Here is a 20,974-nt window from a genome sequence, read left to right as displayed (position 1 = left end):
GACACCGCCATGACCGCTCAGCAAATCGATGCCTCCGGACGCCTGCGCCACCTGTTGACCCTGGAGGGCCTGCCGCGCGAGACCCTGCTGCAGCTGCTTGACCGCGCAGGTCAGATCCGCGATGCCGCAGTCGGCCGCGTCGGCAACAAGCGCCACGTGCTGGCCGGTTCGGCGGTATGCACGCTGTTCTTCGAGCCGTCCACGCGCACCCGCAGTTCGTTCCAGCTGGCGGCGCAGCGACTGGGCGCCGATGTGCTCAACTTCGATGCCTCGACCTCGTCCACGCGCAAGGGCGAAACCGCCTGCGACACGCTGCGCAACCTGGAAGCGATGGGCGTGCGCGGCTTCGTGGTGCGCCACCCGGATGACGGCGCCGTGGCCGCACTGGCCGAAGCGGCGGGCGAGGGCACTGCACTGATCAACGCCGGTGACGGGCGCAGCGCGCACCCGACCCAGGGCCTGCTCGACATGCTGACCCTGCGCCAGGCCAAGGGCCCGGATTTCTCGAAGATGAAGGTGGTGATCGTCGGCGACGTGAAGCATTCGCGCGTGGCCCGCACCGACCTGCATGCGCTGCGTACGCTGGGCGTGGGCGAGATCCGCGTGTGCGGCCCGCAGTCGCTGCTGCCGGATGACGAGACCCTGAAGGGCTGCGTGGTCGGTGATGATTTCGACGCGATGCTGGAAGGCGTCGACGCGCTGATGATGCTGCGCCTGCAGCGCGAGCGCATGGAAGAAGGCCTAGTGCCGTCGCTGGAGCAATACCACGCGCAGTACGGCCTGACCAACGAACGCCTGGCCCGCGCCGGCAAGGACGCAGCCGTGCTGCATCCAGGCCCGATCAACCGCGGCGTGGAAGTGACCGACGAAGTGGCCGACGGCCCGCAGTCGTGGGTGCTGCGCCAGGTCGCCAACGGCGTCGCCGTGCGCATGGCCGTGCTGGAAACCCTGCTGGGCTGACCCCGCTCTGGTAGGTGTCAACCTTGGTTGGTACTGCTGGTGTGGTGGGTGCCAACCTTGGTCGGTACTGCTGGTGTGGTGGGTGCCAACCTTGGTCGGTACTGCTGGTGTGGTGGGTGCCAACCTTGGTTGGTACTGCTGGTGTGGTGGGTGCCAACCTTGGTTGGCATTGGCCTACCCGGGCGAAGGTGATTTCCCGATGTTCAAGGAACATGCGCCCGCCCATGCTCTTCTGCATGAACAGCACCCGCCTCCTGCTAGGCCGTCATTCCCGTATCGGCCAGAGCTACATCCTCACCACGAACGTGGATGGCCGGGCGGCTCTGTTCGCCAATGACGCCGTTGCGGTTACCGCCATGCAGGAGTTCCAGCGTCTGGATCTGGAAGGTCTGACCCATTCGATCGCCTACGTTGTCATGCCGGATCACGTCCACTGGTTGATGCAGCTGCGCGCGGCATCGCTCGACGTTGTCATGAGGCGCTTCAAGTCGCGTACGGCCGTGCACGCAAACAGGGTACTGGGCAGGGTGGGGCGCTTCTGGCAGTCCTGCTATCACGATCACGCGATCCGCTCTGATGAATCGCTGTTCCGGCATGCAATGTATTTGATGGCGAATCCGATCAGGGCGGGGCTGGCAACGCAGCTTGGCGAGTACCCGCATGCGTGGTGTGAGTGGGAACTCGAAGGTTCCTGTGCCAAGGCGGAGTTTATGGGGGCGGACAGATAGTGCCAACCAAGGTTGGCACCCACCGAAAGCAGGTTCCAACCTTAGTGGGTACCTACCAAAACCAGGCTCCAACCAAGGTTGGCAGCTACCATGAGTTGGGGTTCAGCGCTTCTGCGCGAACAACCATGCCCACATCGTGGGATCCGCATACGTGGCGTCCCAGGCGTTGTGGTTGCCTTCGGGGTATTCGGTGTAGCGCACATCGCGTGCGTTGGCGCTTTGGAATGCGACGTGCAGCCTGCGGTCGTCGTCCGGTGGCACCACGTCGTCCAGCGCGCCGTGGAAGATCCAGATCGGCGTGTGCTGCAAGCGCTGCGCGATCACGGCATACGGATCGGTTTCCTGCGCGACCTGCTCGACGAACAGGGTCGGCCGCTTCGCACGCGGTGCCAGCACGGCACCGCACACCGGCACGATCGCAGCAAAACGGCGTGGGTCGTCCAGGGCGATGTTCCAGCTGCCGTAGCCGCCCATCGACATGCCGGTCAGGTATTGCCGTGCCGGGTCGGCGCCGAATTCGGCGATCGCTGCATCGAGTGCCGCCAGCGCGACACGGTTGTTGTGGCTGCTCCATTCCTCGTGTCCTGGCACCTGCGGGAACACCACCAGCGCAGGGAAGTCGGGGTGCTCGCGCAGATAGGGGCCCAGTCCCGAGTAGGTCTGTTTGACACCATCGCTGCCGCGTTCGCCGGAGCCGTGCAGGAACAGGATGACCGGAAGGTTGGTGGGAGCGGCGGCCTGCACGCCGGCCGGAATGAACACCTGGTAGTAGGCGGTCTCGCCATCCACCTTCACCGCGCGGGCTTCGAAGCGCCCGCGCGCGCTGTCTGGAAGCGATGTGCAAGCGGTCATCGTCAGAATGGCCAGCAGTGGCAGCCAGCGCGACAGCGAACGGACCATGGGCTTTCCCGTAGCGGCAGGATCGTCTGCATCGTAGTCCGCCGCGATCAGCCTGGCATCGTGCGCTGCGTCACTCCGGGCGCGGGAAGCTGGCGATGATGTCCAGCTGCTCCTGTGCTTCGGTATTGCCTTCGGCGGCGGCTGCCTGCACCTGCGCCATGTCCGGATGCAGCACCACCAGCAGCGGGTTCTCGCAGACCGGGCAGTCGTACTCGGTGGCGTCTTCGTCCAACTCCATCACCATGGCGCGCGAGCTGCCCTTCCATTCGCAGGCCGTGCAGGTGTACTGCTGGTCACGCCAGCCGGGCTGGAAGTAATTTTCGATCGTCGTTGCCATGGGTGTTCCAGTGGGGATCGGGTCAGCGCCCCGCGCGGCGGGGATCCGACCCTTGATACGGTCAGTGCAGCAGCACCAGGGTGGCCAGGCCGAGGAAGGTGAAGAAGCCCATCGAGTCGGTCACGGCGGTCAGGAAGATGCCGCTGGCCAGCGCCGGGTCGAAGCCGAAGCGTTTCAGCGTCAGTGGCACCAGCACGCCGGCCAACGCGGCGAACAGCAGGTTGCAGGTCAGCGCGATGGCGATCACCGCCGACAGGCCAGGCGAATGGAACCAGGCGAGTACGATCAGGCCCAGTATCGAGCCGAGCACCACGCCGTTGAGCAGGGCCACCCGTACTTCCTTCCACAACAGCGTGCGTGCGTTGGAACTGCCGACCTGGCCCAACGCCAGGCCACGCACCATCAGCGCCAGTACCTGGGTGCCGGCGTTGCCGCCGAGGCCGGCAACGATCGGCATCAGTACCGCCAGCGCCACCAGCTTGTCGATGGTGCCTTCGAAATGGCCGACCACGCTGGAGGCGAGGAAGGCGGTGCACAGGTTCACCGACAGCCACATCAGGCGTCGGCGCATCGCGCGCCAGACCGGGCTGAACAGATCCTCGTCCTCGTCCAGGCCGGCGGCGCCCAGCGCCTGGTGCTCGGCTTGGCCACGGATGATGTCGACCACGTCATCGATGGTGATGCGGCCGATCAGGATGTTGTTGTCATCCACCACCGGCGCGGAGATCCAGTCATGGTCGGAGAACTGCCGCGCCACTTCCTGGTCGCTTTCGCCGACATCGATCGCCGGTTGCTCATCGTCGATCAGGCGGTTGATCGGCGTGGTGTCCTCATGGGTCACCAGCGAGGCCAGTGAAACCCGGCCCAGGTACTGGTGGCGACGGCTGACCACGAACAGGTGATCGGTGTGGTCGGGCAGTTCGCCGCGCAGGCGCAGGTAGCGCAGCACCACGTCGACGTTGACGTCGGCGCGCACGGTCACCACGTCCGGGTTCATCAGGCGGCCGGCGCTGTCCTCGGGGTAGGACAGCACCTGCTCCAGGCGCTCGCGGTTCTCGCGGTCCATCGACTTGAGGACTTCGTCGATGACCGTGTCCGGCAGATCCTCGACCAGATCGGCCAGATCGTCGATGTCCAGGTCTTCGACCGCGGCGATGATCTCGTCCGGGTCCATGTCGGCGAGCAGGCTTTCGCGCACGTCGTCGCCGACGTGGACCAGCACCTCGCCGTCATCTTCCGGATCGACCAGGCCCCAGACGATCTCGCGTTTGCCGGGCGGCAGCGATTCGAGCAGGTTGCCGATCTCGGCCGGCGCCAGGGTATTGACCAGGCGGCGCACCGGGCCCAGTCGGCCGCTGTCCAGCGCATCGGACAGCATCCGCAACTGGCGCGCAGTCTTGTCGTGGCGTACAGCCTCAGCCATCGCAGCTCCCGCGGGATAAGAAAAGCCGCGATCCCGGCAAGGATGCGGCAACAGGGGTGTTCAGCGCGTCATTATCGCAAGGGGATGTTTCACCGGATACCCCGGCGGCGACGAGACGGGGTCAGATCCCTTTTCCCACGGAAAAGGGATCTGACCCCGGGCGTGCATGCCCGGCGAGCGGGTGGTGTCAGGCCGTATCCGCCACCAGCGCCAGCCAGCGCTCGATGGCACGGCGGTCGCGGGCGGCAAGCAGCTTGGGAGCTCGTGCGCGCAGTGCGCCCAGGTCGGCGTCGCGGATCGCGCGGCGTACTTCCAGCAGGGTGCCGGGGTGCAGGCTGAATTCGGTCAGGCCCAGCGCCAGCAGCAGTGGGGTCATCCGTGCATCGCCGGCGATCTCGCCACACACCGCCACCGGGATGCGATGGCGCACGCCGGTCTCGATCACCATCTGCAGCAGCCGCAGCACCGCCGGATGCAGCGGCGAGTACAGTTCGCCCAACGCTTCGTTGTTGCGATCGGCCGCCAGCAGGTACTGCACCAGGTCGTTGGTGCCGATCGACAGGAAGTCGACCAGATCGATGAAGCTCTCCAGCGCCAGCGCAGCGGCCGGTACCTCGATCATTGCCCCCAACGGCACATGGTCGGACACCATGTGGCCTTCGCCGCGCAGCTGTTCGGTCAGCTTGAGCATGCGCCGGCGCACCGCCAGCAGTTCCTCGCGGGTACTGACCATCGGCACCAGCACGCGCAGCTTGCCGTAGGCCGAGGCGCGCAGGATCGCGCGCAGCTGGGTATCGGCCACCTTCGGCCGCGCCAACGACAGGCGCACGCCGCGCAGGCCCAGTGCCGGGTTTTCCTCGTTGCTCAGGGTCAGGCCGGTGCGATCGGCCTTGTCCGCACCGAGGTCGAGGGTGCGGATGGTCACCGGTCGCCCGCTCATGCCCAGTGCGGCATCACGGTAGGTCTGGAACTGTTCTTCTTCGTCCGGCAGCTCGTTGCGCTGCAGGAACAGGAATTCGGTGCGGTACAGGCCCAGCCCGTGTGCGCCCAGCGCATGCGCCTGGGTCACGTCCTCCAGCGATTCGGCATTTGCCAGCAGAGCAATGTCGACCTGGTCGCGGGTGCGGCTGGGCTTGCTGCGCAGGCGGCCAAGTTCGCGCTGCTCGCGTGCGTGCTCTTTCAGCCGTGCACGGTAATCGCGCAGGTTGTCGGCCTGCGGGTTGGCGGTGATGCTGCCGTCGGCGCCGTCGATGATCAGCACGTCGCCATCGGCGATGCGGCTGAGCAGCTGCGGCACGTTGACGATCAAGGGCAGGTGCAGGCTGCGCGCCAGGATCGCACTGTGCGACAGCGCGCTGCCGGCGGCGGTGACGATGCCGACCACGCCCTGCGCCTGCAACTGGGCAAGCTCGGAGGGCGCGATGTTGTCGCAGACCAGGATTTCACCGGCCAGGCCTTTCATCGCTGGCGGCCGCTCGGGCTGCAGGAAGGCGTGGATGCGGCCGATCACATGGTCGAGGTCGTCCATGCGGCTCTTCAGATAGGCATCGTCCATGCCATCGAAGACCTTGGCCAGGCGGTCACGCTGCAGGCGCAGCGCATAGCCGGCGCTGTAGGGGCCGCTGCGGATCAGCTCGTCCAGCCCGAACAGCAGCTCGGGGTCGTCCAGCAGCAGTGCATGCAGGTCGAGGAACTCACCCACTTCCTGGTTCAGTGCACCCTGCAGGCGCTGTCGCAGCTCGTGCATTTCCGTGCGTGCGGCATCCACGGCACGGTGCAGGCGGGCCAGTTCGGCCTCGACCTGGTGGACGGCGACCCGTTGCTCGGCAACCTCCAGTGCATGCGGCAGGCGCACCCGGGCGCGGCCCATCGCGGTGCCACGGGCCGCACCATGGCCGGCCAGCAGCTGTACCGGCCGTTGGCCGGAACTGACCTGACCGGCGCGTGCGCGTGGCACGCTCAGTTGTCCTCGTCGAAGCGGCGCTCGAACAGGCCTACCACCGCCTCCATCGCGGCGGCTTCGTCCTCGCCGTTGATCCGCACGGTGACTGGGGTGCCCTGGCCGGCGGCCAGCAGCATCACGCCCATGATGCTCTTGGCGTTGATCTCACGGCCCTTGGCGGCCATGGTCACGTTGCAGCGGAACGGCGCCAGGGTCTGCACCAGCTTGGCGGTGGCCCGGGCATGCAGGCCCAGGCGGTTGCTGACGGTGAGTTCTCGTTCAAGCATCGTCGACTATCGCTCCATTACGGGTACCCGCCGCGGCTGTGGCGGGCAGTTGATCCAGTCCCTGTTCCGGATAATTCATCACCCGCAGCAACATCGGCAGGCTCAGCGCCGACACCCGGCGAACCGGGGTCCCCAGCCGGGCCAGCTGCCCGGCAAGGTTGGCGGGGCTGGCACCGTACAGGTCGGTCAGGATCAGCACGCCATTTCCCCCATCGACCCGCCGCAGGGCGGCCGAGGCGAGCGGAAGCAGGGCGTCCAGGTCTGCGTCGAACGGTACTTCGAAAGCTTCTGTTTTCAGCGGCAACTGCCGCAGGAGCCGGGTCGCCACGTCAAGCAGGGCGGTCCCGACCCCGGGATGTGTTACGAGGAGAATGCCACAGGTCATTACTGCACGTTAACAGGTCAAGGTGAATTGGCGATAGCAGCAGGAGAGGGGCACAGTGTCCCGTATTCAGTGTTGCTCGGGTCAGAGCCCTTTTCCGTTGAAAAGGGATCCGACTCCATCCGTTTTTTCGATGCCTGACAGAGATTCATCCACGCATGGCGTGGATCTACCGTGTCGACCAAGGTCGACACCCACCAACAGCACACGGAATCTGTCAGAGGCGGGGCGGGTCCGGTTGCGGGGGTGTCCGCGGCATGGATGCCGCGGCCAAGCCCCCATGGATGGGTTTACGGCGTCCCCCGCAACCGGACCCACCCCGCCATCCCACGTAATCCGGCTCTTGCCGTTGACGTTGCCGTGGTCTCTGCGGGTGCCGGGCGCAGCCCGGCCGCCCCCCCTCAATCCTGTTCGCGGTGGTAGGTCGCCACGTCTTCCCAGCCCATCTCGCGGGCATGCCGGGCCATGCGCTCGGCCAGGAACACCGAGCGGTGCTTGCCGCCGGTGCAGCCAAACGCCACGGTCACGTAGCTGCGCGTGCCATCCCCCAGCTTCGGCAGCCAGGTATCGAGGAAGTCCATCAGCTGGGCCAGGTAGCGCTGCACGTCCGGTTGCGCTTCCAGGTAATCACGTACGCCCGGTTCGCGGCCACTCAGCGCGCGCAGGTCCGGATCCCAGTGCGGATTGGGCAGCACGCGCGCGTCGAACACGAAGTCCGCCTCGGCCGGCACGCCGCGCTTGTAGGCGAACGATTCGAACAGCAGCGACAGGCGCGTGGCGTGGTCCAGTGCGAACTCGGTGATGATCCGCCGCCGCAATTGGTGCACGTTGAGCGCGCTGGTGTCGATCACCGCATCGGCTTCGCGGCGCAACGGCGCGGTCAGCTCGCGCTCGCGGGCAATCGCTTCGGGCAGGGACAGGCCCAACTGGCTCAACGGGTGGCGACGGCGGGTGTCGGCATAGCGCTTGAGCACCGCTTCGTCGCTGGCTTCGAAGAACAGCACCTTCACTTCCACGCCGGCATCGGTGGCCAGCTGCCGCCAGTTGTCCAGCTGGCTCAGGTCGGACTGGCCGCGCACGTCGATGCCCACCGCCAGGCGGCGCGGAGCACTGCCGTCATGGTTGGCCAGCAGGCTGCGCACGAAATCGGGCAGCAGGTTGATCGGCAGATTGTCCGAGCAGTAGTAGTCCTGGTCCTCGAAGGTCTTCAGGGCGACGGATTTACCCGAGCCGGACAGGCCGCTGACGATGATCAGGGTCGGGGCGGAGGGGATTGCGGTGCTCATGGACAGGCTCTTCGAGGGACGGGGGAATCAGGGTGTTCGCCGTTCCAGCAGGTTGCTGTGGCGGGCGATGAACATGGCCGCCGGGTCGATCCCCTTGGTGCGAAGGATGTGCAGGCGGGTGGCCGCCTCGGTCAGCACGGCCAGGTTGCGGCCGGGCATCACCGGCAGGGTGATCAGCGGAACATCCAGGTCCAGCACATGGCGGGTGCCCGAATCGCCGGTCAGGCGCTCGTAGCCATGTGGGGTGGGTTCGGTCATCGGCTTGGTCAGGTGGACGATCAGCCGAAGGTACTTGTTCTTCTTTACAGCCGTGTCGCCGAACATCTCGCGCACGTTCAGCACGCCCAGCCCGCGCACTTCCAGCAGGTCCTGCAGCAGCTCCGGGCAGGTGCCGTCGAGCACGTCCGGGGCGATCTGGGTGAACTCCGGCGCATCGTCGGCGACCAGGCGGTGGCCACGGCTGAGCAGTTCCAGTGCCAGCTCGCTCTTGCCCGAGCCGGCCTCGCCGGTGATCAGCACGCCGATGGAATAGATCTCCATGAACACGCCATGCAGGATCACACGCGGCGCCAGTGTGCGCGCCAGATGGTAGGACAGATGGTTCAGCAGTTCGTGGCCGCGCTTGGGCGACAGCCACAGCGGCGTACCGGATTCGTCCGCCGCCGCGCGCAGGTCTTCCGGGCAGGGCTGGTTGCGGGTCAGCACCAGCGCCAGCGGATGCGACTGCATGATCTTCTCGATGGTCTCCCAGCGCTGGCGCGGTTCCAGCGCATCCAGCCAGGACAGTTCCTCGGTGCCCAGGATCTGCACCTTGTTGGGATAGATCGCGTTGAGGTATCCGGCCAGCGAAGGGCGACGCGACACCGTGTTGCCAGCCTCCAGCTCACGCTTCTCGCCGGACTTGCCTGCGGCCCAGCGCAACCCCAACCGCTCGCGCTGCTGTTCGAACAGTTCACGGGCGGTGATGCTGGTATTCATGCGGCGCTCGCAGGTGGGGTCAGCTCCAGGGCCTGGCGCAGGGCCCGCGCATCGCCGGCCGCGCGCAGGGCATCGCGGATGGCGGGCGTCGAGAACAGCTCGGCCAGCTCGGACAGCAGCATCAGGTGCTGGTGGGTGTAGTGGGAAGGGACGGCCATCGCGAACACCAGGTCCACCGGCTCATCGCCACCGAAGTCGACCGGGGTGGCCAGCCGCAGTAGCGCGCCACGGGGGCGGTCCAGGGTCGGCGCGCGGCCGTGGGGGATGGCGATACCGTGGCCGATCGCAGTGCTGCCCAGCGCTTCGCGCTGGCACAGGTTCAGGTAGATCTGTTCAGCGTTGGCCTGGCGGCAGGCCAGCAACCCGGCGGCGGCCTTCAGGACGCTGTCGCGGTCGGTGACCGTGCAGAGCTGGGTCTGCACGGCCGCCAGGAGGTCAGTCAGGGGCATGTCTGCGGGGAACGGTGGCGATCAGCCACCATTGTCGCCCACCGGCAGTGGCGCGTGCTGCTGTTTTTTCTCCTTGTGCTTGATCACCAGACGGTCAAGCTTGTCCGCAAGCAGGTCGATCGCGGCATACATGGTCTGGGCATTGGCCTCAGCGTGCAGGGTCTGGCCGGGAATGTTGAGGCTGGCGTCGACGTGGTGTTCGGTCTTCTGCAGCTTGAGGGTCACCCGCGCTTCGCAGTGCTGGTCGAAGTGTTTGCCGATCCGGGCCAGCTTCTCCTCTACATAGGACTGCAGGGCCGGGGTGACTTCGACATCTTTGCCAAACGTTTCGATGCGCATCGGGTTTCTCCTGTGTTCGGATGTGCCAATGAACCTCTCCGCCGGGCGCGGCGGCGCGTCAAGCGATTCTGACCCTTTCGTGCGAGGCGGAGATGTTCATGGCTTCACGATACTTCGCCACGGTGCGCCGCGCTACTGGAATTCCCGACGATTTGAGCAGGTCAGCCAGCTTGGCGTCAGAAAGCGGCTTGCGTGGATTCTCGTCGTCGATCAGGCGCCGGATCATCGCCTGGATGGCCGTGCTGGATGCCTCGCCGCCGCCTTCGGTATCGATGCCCGAGGCGAAGAAGGCGCGCAGGGGCAGGGTGCCGCGTGGCGTACGCACGTGCTTGCGGGCAATCGCGCGCGACACCGTCGATTCGTGCAGGCCGAGCTCGGCGGCGATCTCGCGCAGGGTCAGCGGCCGCAGCGCCTGTTCGCCGAACTCAAGGAAGCCAGCCTGTTGCAGGATCAGGCTGCGTACCACCCGCAGCAGGGTTTCGCCGCGCTGCTGCAGGCCCTTCAGCAGCCAGCGCGCTTCCTGCAGCTGTGCACGCAGGTAGCCGGCATCGGCCTCGCCACAGCGGCGGATCAGCTGTTCGTAGCCGCGGTGGATCACCACCCTTGGCCCGGCATGCGCGGCCAGTGCAGCGCGCCACACGCCGTTCTGCCGCCACACCACGACATCGGGTACCACGTAGGTGTCCTGCGACAGGGGGGCGATCTGCGTGCCCGGCCGTGGATCCAGCGAACGCAGCAGGGTCACTGCAGTCTCGACCTCGGCCAGCGGCAGTTTCAACTCGTGGGCCAGCCCGGCCACGCCGCTGCGCGGCAACCGTTCCAGCGGGCCCGCGGCAATCTGTCGCGCCAATGCCAGGCCCGGTGTGGTGTCGTCCAGCACCTCCAGCTGCAGCTGCAGGCATTCGCCGAGGGTGCGCGCGGCCGCGCCGACCGGATCGAAACGCTGGATCCGGTGCAGCACGGCAAGAATCTCGTCCTGGTCGGCATGGATGGCCGGCAGCAGGGTTTCGGCGATGCCTGCCAGCGGTTCGCGCAGGTAGCCATCGTCGTCCAGTGCATCGATCAGTGCGGCACCGATGCTGCGATCACGTGCGGACAGGTGCGACAGGTGCAGCTGCCACAGCAGATGATCGGCCAGGGTTTCGGTTTCGGCCACGCGTTCGGCGGCGCTGCCGTTATCGTCGTCATCGTCGAAGCTGCCGCCGCTGCCGGCCGCGCTCCAGTCCAGTTCGGCCGGCGCCCAGTCGTCGCCGTTGTCGGCACGTTCGGCCGCTGCATCGCCGTCGGGGTTGTCACTGGTCTCGTTGGCGGCGCTGCTGCTGTCACTGCTGTCGGCCCAGTCCAGCAGTGGATTGCTTTCCACTGCCTGCGCGATTTCCAGTTCCAGTTCGGTGCTGGACATCTGCAGCAGCTTGATCGCCTGTTGCAGCTGGGGCGTGAGCACCAGCTGCTGTCCCAACGATGTCTGCAGCCGAGTCTTCATGCCTGTGCCGAAAGGAAGGAGAGGGACCCGGCGCTTGCCGTCACAGCTTGAAGGAATCCCCAAGGTAGACGCGACGCACGTCGGCGTTGTCCAGAATCGCTTCCGGCGAGCCCTGGGCGAGCACGCTGCCCTCGGCGAGGATATACGCGCGGTCGCAGATTCCCAAGGTCTCGCGCACGTTGTGGTCGGTGATCAGCACGCCGATGCCACGCTGCTTGAGGTGGGTGACGATGCGCTGGATCTCCCCGACCGAGATCGGGTCCACGCCGGCAAAGGGCTCATCGAGCAGGATCAGGCGCGGTTGTGCCGCCAGTGCACGGGCGATCTCGCAACGGCGGCGCTCGCCGCCGGACAGGCTGGCACCGAGCTGGTCGGCCACGTGGCCCAGCTGCAGTTCGTCGAGCAGGCTGTTCAATTCGCGCTCGCGGCCCTTCGAATCAAGGTCCTCGCGCAGTTCCAGCACCAGGCGGATGTTGTCGGCCACGCTCAGCTTGCGGAACACCGACGGTTCCTGCGGCAGGTAGCCCACGCCCTGCTTGGCGCGGGTGTACATCGGGTCGCCGGTGATGTCCTTGCCGTCAAGCACGATGCTGCCGGCATCGGCAGCGACCAGGCCGACGATCATGTAGAAGCAGGTGGTCTTGCCGGCGCCGTTCGGGCCGAGCAGGCCGACCACTTCACCGGCGTCGAGGGTCAACCCGAAATCCTTGACGACTTCGCGTTGCTTGTAGCGCTTGCGCAGGCCCTTGGCGACGAGCATTACTTCTTGCTCCCGGCCGGTGCCGCCGGCGTGCTGGCCTTGGGCTGTGCAGCCGGCGCCGCCGGCGTCTTGTTCTTCGGTGGAATGACGGTGCGCACGCGGCTGCCGTCGCCGCCGGAATTCATTTCACCGCTGCGGGTGTTGTAGACCATGCGCTGGCCGGCATTGGTGCCGCGCGCGCTGGTGACCTTGTAGTTGCCGGTCAGGGTGATGATCTCGGTCTTGATGTCGTAGTCGATGCGGTCGGCCAGGGCGTCCATCCAGGTGCCATCGTCGAGCTGCTGCTTCATCTTGGCCTGCTTGCCGGTGAATACCACGCGCACCGCTTCACCGTCCTTGAGGTAGATCTCGGCCTCGGACGAGCGCAGGTCCAGCGTGCCCTGGGTGATGACCACGCCCTGCGACAGCACGGTCTTGCCGTCGCCGGTGAGCATGCCCGACTGCGCGCCGGAATCGATGTGCATGTCTTCGTTGCGATCGGTGGACTTGGCGAAGGCGGCGCTGGGGACAAGAAGACCAAGCGCGAGTACGGCTGCAAAGGGAATCTTCATCGGGGTCCGTTCTACCGGTGGGGGCCTCCCGGGTGGACCGGGGGCGTGCGGGTGGGGCTGCCGGCCTTGCGCCTGTCCGGAGACGTCGCAGGCTGGCGGCGGAATCAGTGCTTGGGCGTGTAGCGGCCCTTGGACTGGCTGAGGAAATGATACGTGTTGTTCTTCGAATCCACCTCGAAGCCCACGCCGGACTGTTCCATGCCGGGGCGGGTCATGGTCACCAGAGCGTCGGTACGGGCGCGGTTCTCCTTGGGGAACACGTCCAGGTGATCGGTGCGGAAGGTGGTCGGCACCGTGCCCGGTGCGGCCGGGCTGTCGCCGGCCACGTTGCCGCGCAGCTTCATCTCGTCGCCCTTGGCGCTGAGCCAGCCGGTCTCGGCGCGCAGGGTCCAGTGCTTGCCATCCTTGTCCGGCATCTCGAACAGCGGGGTGGCGATATTGATGGTCTGGTCGCCGCGCTGGCGCTCCAGCAGCGGCGCACGCAGGGTGGTGGACTCCTTGCCGTGCTCATCCAGGGCGACGATCTGGAAGTCGTGCAGGATGTAGTCCACGCCGACTTCCTTGCCGTCATTGGCCGGTCCCTTGTCCCGGTTGCGCAGCGCCGCCCAGCTGCTGAGCAGGGCCGCCAGCAGCAGACCGATACTAAGGAGGGTGCGCCAGTTGAGCGAAGGAGCATTCATGCGCCGAACCTCGCCAGCACCGCATCGACATGGCCCTGAGCGGCCAGCAGGACGTCGCACAGTTCGCGTGCAGCGCCACGGCCACCGTCGGCGCGGGTCTGCCAGTGCACGCGCTCGGCGATCCACGGGTGCGCGTTGGCCGGCGCCACCGCCAGCCCGACTGCGCCCAGCGGTGCCAGGTCGGGCAGGTCATCGCCCATGAACGCCACCTGTTCCAGGCCGATGCCGTGCTGGGCACACAGGGCCTGCACGCTGGCCAGTTTGTCGCCCACGGCGATCTGGGTATCGATGCCGAGGTCGGCGCCGCGCCTGAGCGCGGACTGGCTGTTGCGCGCGGTGATCAGCACGGGGTGGATGCCGTGCTGCTGAAGCAGTTTCAGGCCCAGGCCGTCCTGCACGAAGTACGCCTTGCTCTCGTTGCCGTCCTTGTCGTAGTACAGCTGACCGTCGGTGAGGGTGCCGTCCACGTCGAAGCAGGCCAGGCGGATACGGGCCGCAGCGGCATGCAGGTGGGCAGGGAAGGCGGGCAGGGGGGACCAGGGCATCAGGGCGACAGGCTCGGTGGGGGCGGGTGCGGCGTTACAGACTGAATGGGGTCTACGGACTGTCGGTTAAACCACCCGGGCCCGCAACAGGTCATGAATGTTCAGGGCACCGACCGCCCGGCCCTGGCCATCGACCACGATCAGGCCGGTGATCTTGTGGGTCTCCATCAGGCGCGCGGCCTCGACTGCCAGCTGGTCGGCACCGATGGTGCGCGGGTTGCGGGTCATCACATCGGCGATCTTCGCCGTGCGCACATCCAGTGCACTGTCCAGCGCACGGCGCAGGTCACCATCGGTGAACAGGCCGATCAGCACGCCGTCCGCGTCGACCACGGCGGTCATGCCGAGCCGTTTGCGGCTCATCTCCATCAGGGCTTCGCTGAGGCTGGCGTCGGCGCCGACGCTGGGCAGGTCTTCGCCGGTGTGCATGACGTCGGTGATGTGCAGCAGCAGGCGGCGGCCGAGGCTGCCGGCCGGGTGCGAGCGGGCGAAGTCATCGGCGGTGAAGCCGCGCGCGTCGAGCAGGGCCACAGCCAGCGCATCACCCATCGCCAGCGAGGCGGTGGTGCTGGAGGTCGGGGCCAGCGCCAGCGGGCAGGCCTCGGCCGGCACGCTGACGTCCAGATGGATGTCAGCGGCGGTGCCCAGGCTGGACTGCGGGCGCCCGGTCATGGAAATCAGCACGTTGCCCTGGCGCTTGAGCACCGGCAGCAGCATCAGCACCTCGTCCGACTCACCCGAATAGGACAGCGCCAGCACTACGTCGTCCTCGGTGATCATGCCGAGGTCGCCATGACCGGCCTCGCCAGGGTGCACGTAGAAGGCCGGGGTCCCGGTGGAGGCCAGGGTGGCGGCGATCTTGCGGGCGATATGCCCGGACTTGCCCATGCCGGTGGCGACCACCCGGCCGCGGCTGCCCAGGATCGCCTGGCAGGCCTGCTGGAAGGCCTCGCCGAGGCGGTCGGCCACGGCATCCAGCGCCTGCCGCTCGATCTCGAACACGCGGCGGCCACTGGCGACCAGGCCGGCAGGGTCGACGGAACGGGGGGGCAACAGGGATTCGGCCATGCGGACGCCACGCAGCGGAAGTAGAATGGACGTACATTTTATTAGGAAAGCCCGTTGGACGCCGACACCATCCGCAATCTGATCGAAACCGGCCTGCCCGGCGCCCGCGCCGACGTGCAGGGCGACGATGGCGTGCATTTCGAAGCGACCGTGGTCTGTGACGCCTTCGCCGGCAAGATGCCGCTGGCACGCCATCGCATGGTGTATGCCACTCTGGGCGACCTGATGGGCGGCGCGATCCACGCGCTGGCACTGAAAACCGTGACCCCGGCCGAAGCCGGCTGAACCGCAGAAGATCCCGAATACATGGCCAAGATCGTTGTGACCGGCGGCGCTGCGCTGCACGGTGAAGTGAGCATCTCCGGCGCCAAGAACGCCGTCCTCCCCATTCTCTGCGCGACCCTGCTGGCCGACGAGCCGGTGGAGATCACCAACGTGCCGCACCTGCACGACGTGGTCACCACCGTGAAGCTGCTGGGCGAACTGGGCGCGAAAGTGACCATCGACCAGGGCACCCTGTCGCGCGGCAGCGCGATCGTGGTCGACCCGCGTTCGGTCAACCAGCACGTGGCACCGTATGAGCTGGTCAAGACCATGCGCGCCTCGATCCTGGTGCTGGGCCCGCTGCTGGCCCGCTTCGGCGCGGCGGAAGTATCGCTGCCGGGCGGCTGCGCGATCGGTTCGCGTCCGGTCGACCAGCACATCAAGGGCCTGCAGGCCCTGGGTGCCGAGATCGTGGTCGAGAACGGCTTCATCAAGGCCACCGCCAAGCGCCTGAAGGGTGGGCACTTCACCTTCGACATGGTCAGCGTCACCGGCACCGAGAACGTGCTGATGGGCGCGGTGCTGGCTGAAGGCACCACCATCCTCGACAACTGCGCGATGGAACCGGAAGTGACCGATCTGGCGCACTGCCTGATCGCGCTGGGCGCGAAGATCGAAGGCCTGGGCACCGCCCGCCTGGTCATCGAAGGCGTCGAGCGCCTGTCCGGTGGCCGCCACGAAGTGCTGCCCGACCGCATCGAGACCGGCACCTTCCTGGTGGCCGCGGCGATGACCGGTGGCAAAGTCACGGTCAACCGTGCGCGCCCGAACACCATGGACGCAGTGCTGTCCAAGCTGGTCGAGGCGGGCGCGAAGATCGAGACCACCGAAGACACCATCACCCTGGACATGCAGGGCAAGCGACCGAAGGCGGTCAACCTCACCACCGCGCCGTACCCTGCGTTCCCGACCGACATGCAGGCGCAGTTCATGGCGCTCAACTGCGTGGCCGACGGCGTCGGCGTGATCAACGAAACGATCTTCGAGAACCGTTTCATGCACGTCAACGAACTGCTGCGGCTGGGCGCGGACATCCAGGTCGAAGGGCATACCGCCATCGTGCGTGGCAACGAACACCTGAGCGGCGCGCCGGTGATGGCCACCGACCTGCGTGCGTCGGCCTCGCTGATCCTGGCCGGGCTGATGGCCAGCGGCGACACCACCATCGACCGCATCTACCACCTTGATCGTGGCTACGAGAACATCGAAGAGAAGCTGTCTTCGCTCGGTGCCACCATCCGGCGCGTGCCATGATCCTGCGCGGCAGGTTCAGCCCGCGTCGCAAGGCGCTGCTGGTGCTGGTGCTGATCGTGCTGGCGTGGCTGGGCTATGCCTGGTACGCCAACCTGGCCATCACCCAGGGCATCGAGCAGAAAGATATGGACTGGAACGGCGACGGCACGGTCTCGCGTGACGAGATCATCCAGTCGTTCTATGCGGTGTCGGTCAATGACAACCAGGACGGCAGCCGCCATTGCCGGACCTTCGTCTGGCGCAGCACCGGCGAGCAGATCCGGGTGGATTGCCGGACCGAGTTCAAGCCGGCCGAGGAACAGAAGCCGGCTGAAGCGAAGAAATAAGAAAACGCCCGCGAAAGCGGGCGTTTCTTTTCGGTAGTGCCGGCCGCTGGCCGGCAACCCCATGAACCTCGCGGAGCATCGCGAAAATGCCGGCCAGCGGCCGGCACTACCGGATTGCTGGTCAGTTCATCGCCCTGATGGTCAGGTCCAGCGCATCGCGGCCGCTTTCACGCTGCAGCATGCGCGCCGGCACCGGGAACTCGGGCACGATCCAGGCGATCAGTTCCTTGTTGCCGTCGGCACGCGAGACCTTGGTGGCTTCATAGCTCTTGCCGCCCACGGTGATCGACTCCTTGCCGATCACGCGGTAGGTCATGTTCTTGATGCGGCCTTCGTCGACCATGCGATAGGTCAGCGGCTTGCCAGCAGCCAGGTCACGGGCGATCGCCAGGTTGATCAGCAACGCGTCCATGTCACCGGCCTTCAATGCGATCGGTCCGGCGCGGTCCGGCTTGATGTCGCCGGTCCAGGTGGCCTGGTTGCTGCTCCAGTTGTAGTTGGCCTGCACGTTGCGCTTCTTCACCAGCAGCGCAGAACGGTCCTGGCTGCTGAGCGGGCGCAGCTGGCCACGCACTTCCTCGAACACCGTGCTCTGGCTGAGATCGGCCAGCTGGTTCTTCACCTGCAGGCTGTAGCGCCACTTGTTGGCACCTTCGCTGGCCAGGGTCATGGTGCCGTTGGCCTGCATGCCCATGTAGCTGGCCAGGTAATCGGCCTTGAACGGTTCCAGCGCCATGGCCGGCAGGCTGGCCACGGTAAGTGCGGCCGCTGCGATCCAGGTGAGGGGGCGGGTCAGGGTGTTCATGCTCAGACTCCTTGGTATTCGATCAGGCGCAGATCGACGCGATCTTCGCCGTCTTCGCGTTGCAGGATGCGCACCGGGGTGGGGACACCGTTGGCGATCCAGAGAATGGTTTCGTTGTTGCCGCCGTTGGTCCGGTAGACCCGCAGCGCGTTGTAGGACAGGTCGCCGACCTCGACGTTCTCGGTCTGCGCTGCGGCCTGGTAGTCGTGCTGGCGGACCTTGCCCATGTCCACGTAGCGGTAGTGCATGGCGGCACCCGGGCGGGCATCGCGCATGATCGCCAGATTGATCAGCAGCGCACTCTGGTCACCGGCCTGCAGCGGGATCGGTTGCGCGCGTTCCTTCTTCACGTCACCGGTCCACTGTGCGGTGCCGGCCTGCCAGTTGTAGGTGCCCACGGCCTTCTTGCCGAGGAACAGGCCCTTGCGCACGGTGCTCTGGCTGAGCGGTGCATAGATGCCACCGCGCTCCTCGAACACCGTGCTTTGTTCGATGTTCAGGCCGAGCACGCTGGCGAAGCCGCGGCGACCGACCACCTGCATGTCCACCCGCCACTGGCTGCCGCCGGTATGGGTGACCTGCATGCTGGCATCGCCGGCCTCCTTGCCCTTGTAGAAGGCCTGGTAAGTGGCGCTGAACGGCTGCAGCGGCGGCGGCTCCCAGGCCAGCGCCGCCGGCATCGGTACGGCCGGTTCGGCGGGCGGCTGCACCACGGGCACTGGTGCTGGCGAAGCGGCAGGCGCCTGCGCCTGGCTCCAGCCCACGGCGGGAAGCACGGCAAGCGACAACAGCAGTGAAGTGGACAACAGGGTCGTGGTCTTCATGGAGGACAGGGACCGCAGGAGGAGGCAGGATGCCAGCCCCGCAGTCAGCGGGGCGTGTGCAAAGGGCTTACCGGTTCAGGTTACCGGCGGAATCTAGGGCCAATGGACTAAACAGGGGGTGACCGTCGAGCCAGGGTTGTCCCTCCCGTTCAGCCAGGCGGCCGCCGCACAGCAGCTGCAGCGTGGCGATCAGCAGCGGATGCTCCACCGCCAGCACGCGCGCGGCCAGGCTGTCCGCGTCATCGCCCGGCTGCACCGGGACACGCACCTGGGCCAGCACGGCGCCGGCGTCCAGCTCTGGCACCACCAGGTGCACGCTGGCACCGTGCTCGGCATCGCCGGCCTGCAGGGCCCGTGCATGCGTGTCCAGGCCCTTGTGCAGCGGCAGCAGCGACGGGTGGATGTTGACCAGGCGGCCATCGAAGCGCTGCACGAAGCCAGCGCCGAGAATGCGCATGTAGCCGGCACAGATGATCCAGTCCGGTGCGACCGCGGCCAGCGCATCACTCAGTGCCTGCTCGTAGGCGTCGCGGTCGCTGAATTCCTTTGGTGCATGCGCCCAGCGCAGTGCCGGTGCCACGCGTTGCAGCGCCTCCGCGGTGGGGCGATCGGAGAACACGCCGACCACTTCAGCCGGCAGGCGCCCGCTGCCGATGGCATCGAGGATGGCCTGCAGGTTGCTGCCGCGGCCAGAGGCGAGCACGGCGATACGGGTAGGGGTGGTCATTGCAGCGAACTCCGGCGGATCAGCGGCCAGGTCAGCAGGCTGCCCACGGTGGCCATCAGCATGTCGGCATGCGCGTCCCACATGTCGCCCTGCTGGCCGTTGTAGGCCTCGGCGGCATCCGGCGACAGGGCCAGCGCGATGGCCCACTCGAACCACTCGTAGACCAGGCTGGCACACATCACCGTCATCACCGCCAGGGTGAAGGCCTGGCCCACCCGCAGCGCCGGCCAGGCGTGGCGGGCCAGCTGCAGCAGGGCGGGGGTGAAGCAGACGCCGAACAGGAAGTGGATGAGGCGGTCGAAGTGATTGCGCTGCCAGCCGAACGCCGCGTTGGGCGACCAGCCGAACAACGCCTGCGACCACGCGTCATAGGGTACGTTGGAATACAGCCAGCGCGCTGCCACGCAGTGCAGGGCGATGAAGCCGCAGATCGCGATGAAGGCGCCATTGCCCAGCCAACCGCCACGACGGTCGACCCACAGCAGTGCGGCCAGGCCGATCACGGTCAGCGTGCTGTGCAGGGCTTGCTCGATCGGCCACAGTGGATGGATCCAGCTGATCGCGAACACCGCCAGTACGGCGGCGAAGGCCAGCTTCTTGGGGCCGGAGAAACGGTAGGCGCTTGCAGCGGCGGTGGTAGCGATGGCAGGCGAGGACATGTCGGGTCGATCGAAGGGGGATGGTTCGTCTGCCTGCCGGCTCAGACGCTGAGGTGGTCGCCGCGGTCGAACAGCGCAGCCATTTCCGGCTTGCCGAGGAACACCCATGCATAGGCGGCCAGCGCTATGCCCAGCGGACCGGCCAGCACCGCCAGCCACGCCGCGCGCCGGCACCAGACCAGCCCGGTGCGGGCCGTCAACAGACGCGCGGTATGCAGCTGCACGAAGCCGAGCACGATGGCCAGCACGGCCATCGAGGCATAGACCGTGGTCAGCATCCAGGCATCGTCCAGCCCGCGCGAGTGGGCCACCCAGCCGCTGAGGCCGAGGAAGGCCACTGTGGCGACCCAATGGAAGCCGGCCAGCGCGTAGAACAGCACTTTCAGCGTCTGCAGATGGCTGGTCAGCTGCAGCTGCGCCAGGGTCTGCCGCGGCAGCGGCGGCGGATTGCCGGAGGCGGTCATGCGGCCGCGGCAGGCAGGTCGAAGGCGGCCTTGACCTGCGGGCGCAGCAGGGTGATCAGGCTGAACACCCCCAGCACGGTGCCGACTGGCGCGAACAGGCAGGCCAGGCCGGCCACGATCAGGCACAGCAGGTAGCGGCGGCGACGGGTCAGGCAGCGGCCGGCATAGGCCACGAACGCGCCCAGGGTGACGCCACCGAACACGATGACGCAGCCGATGATGGTGAACATCCAGCCGAACAGGCGTTGCTCCGCAGGCGACGACGGCTGGCCGCTGGAATTCATCGGCAGGTTGCCGGTGAGCGCGGCGATGCCCAGCACGATGTGGATGATGAAGATCAGCGAGAACAGCGCGATCAGGCCGCCGACCACATAGTGCGCGATGGCCAGCATGCGCAGGTGGTCGGCATCCTGCGCACTGAACACCGGTACCGTCGCCAGCGGCGGCGGCACCGGAGCGGGCGACAAGGGGGGCGTTGCGTCCATGCGGGCTC

The 20,974-nt window shown here is 66.9% G+C and carries 27 protein-coding genes; 5 read left to right on the top strand and 22 right to left on the bottom strand.

Annotation, left to right across the window (positions count from 1 at the left end):
- Positions 1–9: 9 nt before the first annotated feature.
- Both V9K93_RS03855 and V9K93_RS03850 read left to right on the top strand, forming a co-directional pair.
- Positions 10–960 (top strand): aspartate carbamoyltransferase catalytic subunit, encoded by a 951-nt coding sequence (locus V9K93_RS03855; RefSeq protein ID WP_046983642.1) that lies wholly within the window; start codon positions 10–12, stop codon positions 958–960.
- A gap of 236 nt (positions 961–1,196) precedes the next feature.
- Positions 1,197–1,688, top strand: a complete 492-nt coding sequence (locus V9K93_RS03850; RefSeq protein ID WP_046983648.1) for an REP-associated tyrosine transposase — start codon at positions 1,197–1,199, stop codon at positions 1,686–1,688.
- 102 nt (positions 1,689–1,790) lie between these two features.
- Here V9K93_RS03850 and V9K93_RS03845 read toward each other — a convergent pair whose 3' ends face one another.
- From V9K93_RS03845 to V9K93_RS03770, 16 genes are all read right to left on the bottom strand, one after another.
- The gene (locus tag V9K93_RS03845) at positions 1,791–2,588 is read right to left on the bottom strand and encodes a carboxylesterase family protein (RefSeq protein WP_046983643.1); all 798 of its coding nucleotides are present in this window, start codon (positions 2,586–2,588) and stop codon (positions 1,791–1,793) included.
- Between the two features lie 70 nt (positions 2,589–2,658).
- Positions 2,659–2,925 (bottom strand): hypothetical protein, encoded by a 267-nt coding sequence (locus V9K93_RS03840; protein WP_046983644.1) that lies wholly within the window; start codon positions 2,923–2,925, stop codon positions 2,659–2,661.
- A 61-nt stretch (positions 2,926–2,986) separates the two neighbouring features.
- Positions 2,987–4,348, bottom strand: a complete 1,362-nt coding sequence (gene mgtE / locus V9K93_RS03835) for a magnesium transporter (RefSeq protein ID WP_046983645.1) — start codon at positions 4,346–4,348, stop codon at positions 2,987–2,989.
- A 187-nt stretch (positions 4,349–4,535) separates the two neighbouring features.
- A complete protein-coding gene (gene ptsP, locus V9K93_RS03830; RefSeq protein WP_046983646.1) occupies positions 4,536–6,305 on the bottom strand; it encodes a phosphoenolpyruvate--protein phosphotransferase in 1,770 nt (589 codons plus the stop codon).
- Between the two features lie 2 nt (positions 6,306–6,307).
- Positions 6,308–6,577: an HPr family phosphocarrier protein gene (locus tag V9K93_RS03825; protein WP_046983647.1), complete on the bottom strand. Its 270-nt coding sequence runs from the start codon at positions 6,575–6,577 to the stop codon at positions 6,308–6,310.
- A complete protein-coding gene (locus V9K93_RS03820) occupies positions 6,570–6,962 on the bottom strand; it encodes a PTS sugar transporter subunit IIA (RefSeq protein WP_012510282.1) in 393 nt (130 codons plus the stop codon). Before V9K93_RS03820 ends, V9K93_RS03825 begins: the two co-directional genes overlap by 8 nt.
- A gap of 398 nt (positions 6,963–7,360) precedes the next feature.
- Positions 7,361–8,245 (bottom strand): RNase adapter RapZ, encoded by an 885-nt coding sequence (gene rapZ / locus V9K93_RS03815; protein WP_136638887.1) that lies wholly within the window; start codon positions 8,243–8,245, stop codon positions 7,361–7,363.
- 27 nt (positions 8,246–8,272) lie between these two features.
- Positions 8,273–9,223 carry an HPr(Ser) kinase/phosphatase gene (hprK, locus tag V9K93_RS03810; RefSeq protein WP_004147299.1) on the bottom strand — a complete coding sequence of 317 codons (951 nt, stop codon included), beginning with the start codon at positions 9,221–9,223 and terminating at the stop codon, positions 8,273–8,275.
- On the bottom strand, positions 9,220–9,672 hold the full coding sequence (locus V9K93_RS03805; protein WP_337302103.1) for a PTS sugar transporter subunit IIA: 453 nt from the start codon (positions 9,670–9,672) through the stop codon (positions 9,220–9,222). Before V9K93_RS03805 ends, hprK begins: the two co-directional genes overlap by 4 nt.
- A 21-nt stretch (positions 9,673–9,693) precedes the next feature.
- Entirely contained in the window at positions 9,694–10,011 is a 318-nt protein-coding gene (gene hpf, locus V9K93_RS03800; protein WP_004147311.1) for a ribosome hibernation-promoting factor, HPF/YfiA family, read from the bottom strand.
- A gap of 58 nt (positions 10,012–10,069) precedes the next feature.
- Positions 10,070–11,494: an RNA polymerase factor sigma-54 gene (locus V9K93_RS03795; RefSeq protein WP_337302102.1), complete on the bottom strand. Its 1,425-nt coding sequence runs from the start codon at positions 11,492–11,494 to the stop codon at positions 10,070–10,072.
- Between the two features lie 40 nt (positions 11,495–11,534).
- Positions 11,535–12,254, bottom strand: coding sequence for an LPS export ABC transporter ATP-binding protein (gene lptB / locus V9K93_RS03790; RefSeq protein ID WP_004147318.1), 720 nt, complete (start codon positions 12,252–12,254; stop codon positions 11,535–11,537).
- The gene (gene lptA / locus V9K93_RS03785) at positions 12,254–12,805 is read right to left on the bottom strand and encodes a lipopolysaccharide transport periplasmic protein LptA (RefSeq protein WP_004147320.1); all 552 of its coding nucleotides are present in this window, start codon (positions 12,803–12,805) and stop codon (positions 12,254–12,256) included. Before lptA ends, lptB begins: the two co-directional genes overlap by 1 nt.
- A gap of 104 nt (positions 12,806–12,909) precedes the next feature.
- Positions 12,910–13,485 (bottom strand): LPS export ABC transporter periplasmic protein LptC, encoded by a 576-nt coding sequence (gene lptC, locus V9K93_RS03780; protein ID WP_337302101.1) that lies wholly within the window; start codon positions 13,483–13,485, stop codon positions 12,910–12,912.
- Entirely contained in the window at positions 13,482–14,030 is a 549-nt protein-coding gene (locus tag V9K93_RS03775) for a KdsC family phosphatase (protein WP_136640035.1), read from the bottom strand. Before V9K93_RS03775 ends, lptC begins: the two co-directional genes overlap by 4 nt.
- 66 nt (positions 14,031–14,096) lie before the next feature.
- Positions 14,097–15,098, bottom strand: coding sequence for a KpsF/GutQ family sugar-phosphate isomerase (locus tag V9K93_RS03770; protein ID WP_136640036.1), 1,002 nt, complete (start codon positions 15,096–15,098; stop codon positions 14,097–14,099).
- A gap of 54 nt (positions 15,099–15,152) precedes the next feature.
- Between V9K93_RS03770 and V9K93_RS03765 the strand changes: the two genes are divergently transcribed.
- Genes V9K93_RS03765 through V9K93_RS03755 form a run of 3 tightly spaced genes read left to right on the top strand, consistent with a single transcriptional unit; the run spans position 15,153 to position 17,002 of the window.
- Positions 15,153–15,383 (top strand): BolA family protein, encoded by a 231-nt coding sequence (locus V9K93_RS03765; RefSeq protein WP_012510288.1) that lies wholly within the window; start codon positions 15,153–15,155, stop codon positions 15,381–15,383.
- Between the two features lie 21 nt (positions 15,384–15,404).
- A complete protein-coding gene (gene murA / locus V9K93_RS03760) occupies positions 15,405–16,676 on the top strand; it encodes a UDP-N-acetylglucosamine 1-carboxyvinyltransferase (protein WP_136640037.1) in 1,272 nt (423 codons plus the stop codon).
- A complete protein-coding gene (locus V9K93_RS03755) occupies positions 16,673–17,002 on the top strand; it encodes a hypothetical protein (RefSeq protein WP_046982513.1) in 330 nt (109 codons plus the stop codon). Before murA ends, V9K93_RS03755 begins: the two co-directional genes overlap by 4 nt.
- A gap of 121 nt (positions 17,003–17,123) precedes the next feature.
- On the opposite strand, the gene V9K93_RS03750 is transcribed toward V9K93_RS03755, so the two are convergent.
- From V9K93_RS03750 to V9K93_RS03725, 6 genes are all read right to left on the bottom strand, one after another.
- Positions 17,124–17,807: a DUF3108 domain-containing protein gene (locus V9K93_RS03750; RefSeq protein WP_046982514.1), complete on the bottom strand. Its 684-nt coding sequence runs from the start codon at positions 17,805–17,807 to the stop codon at positions 17,124–17,126.
- Positions 17,808–17,809: 2 nt separating this feature from the next.
- Entirely contained in the window at positions 17,810–18,631 is an 822-nt protein-coding gene (locus V9K93_RS03745; protein ID WP_136640038.1) for a DUF3108 domain-containing protein, read from the bottom strand.
- Between the two features lie 67 nt (positions 18,632–18,698).
- Positions 18,699–19,358: a phosphoribosylglycinamide formyltransferase gene (gene purN, locus V9K93_RS03740; RefSeq protein WP_136640039.1), complete on the bottom strand. Its 660-nt coding sequence runs from the start codon at positions 19,356–19,358 to the stop codon at positions 18,699–18,701.
- Positions 19,355–20,017: a DUF2238 domain-containing protein gene (locus V9K93_RS03735; RefSeq protein WP_136640040.1), complete on the bottom strand. Its 663-nt coding sequence runs from the start codon at positions 20,015–20,017 to the stop codon at positions 19,355–19,357. The genes purN and V9K93_RS03735 overlap by 4 nt, the downstream gene beginning before the upstream one ends.
- A 41-nt stretch (positions 20,018–20,058) precedes the next feature.
- Positions 20,059–20,481: a hypothetical protein gene (locus V9K93_RS03730; RefSeq protein ID WP_337302100.1), complete on the bottom strand. Its 423-nt coding sequence runs from the start codon at positions 20,479–20,481 to the stop codon at positions 20,059–20,061.
- Positions 20,478–20,966 carry a hypothetical protein gene (locus tag V9K93_RS03725; protein WP_046982519.1) on the bottom strand — a complete coding sequence of 163 codons (489 nt, stop codon included), beginning with the start codon at positions 20,964–20,966 and terminating at the stop codon, positions 20,478–20,480. The genes V9K93_RS03730 and V9K93_RS03725 overlap by 4 nt, the downstream gene beginning before the upstream one ends.
- Between the last annotated feature and the right edge of the window lie 8 nt (positions 20,967–20,974).

Origin of the sequence: Stenotrophomonas sp. CCNWLW162, from assembly GCF_037203745.1 — a bacterium.
GTDB lineage: Bacteria > Pseudomonadota > Gammaproteobacteria > Xanthomonadales > Xanthomonadaceae > Stenotrophomonas > Stenotrophomonas maltophilia_AQ.
Note: the sequence above shows the minus strand (reverse complement) of the source record. Positions and strands in the feature narration are given on the sequence as shown.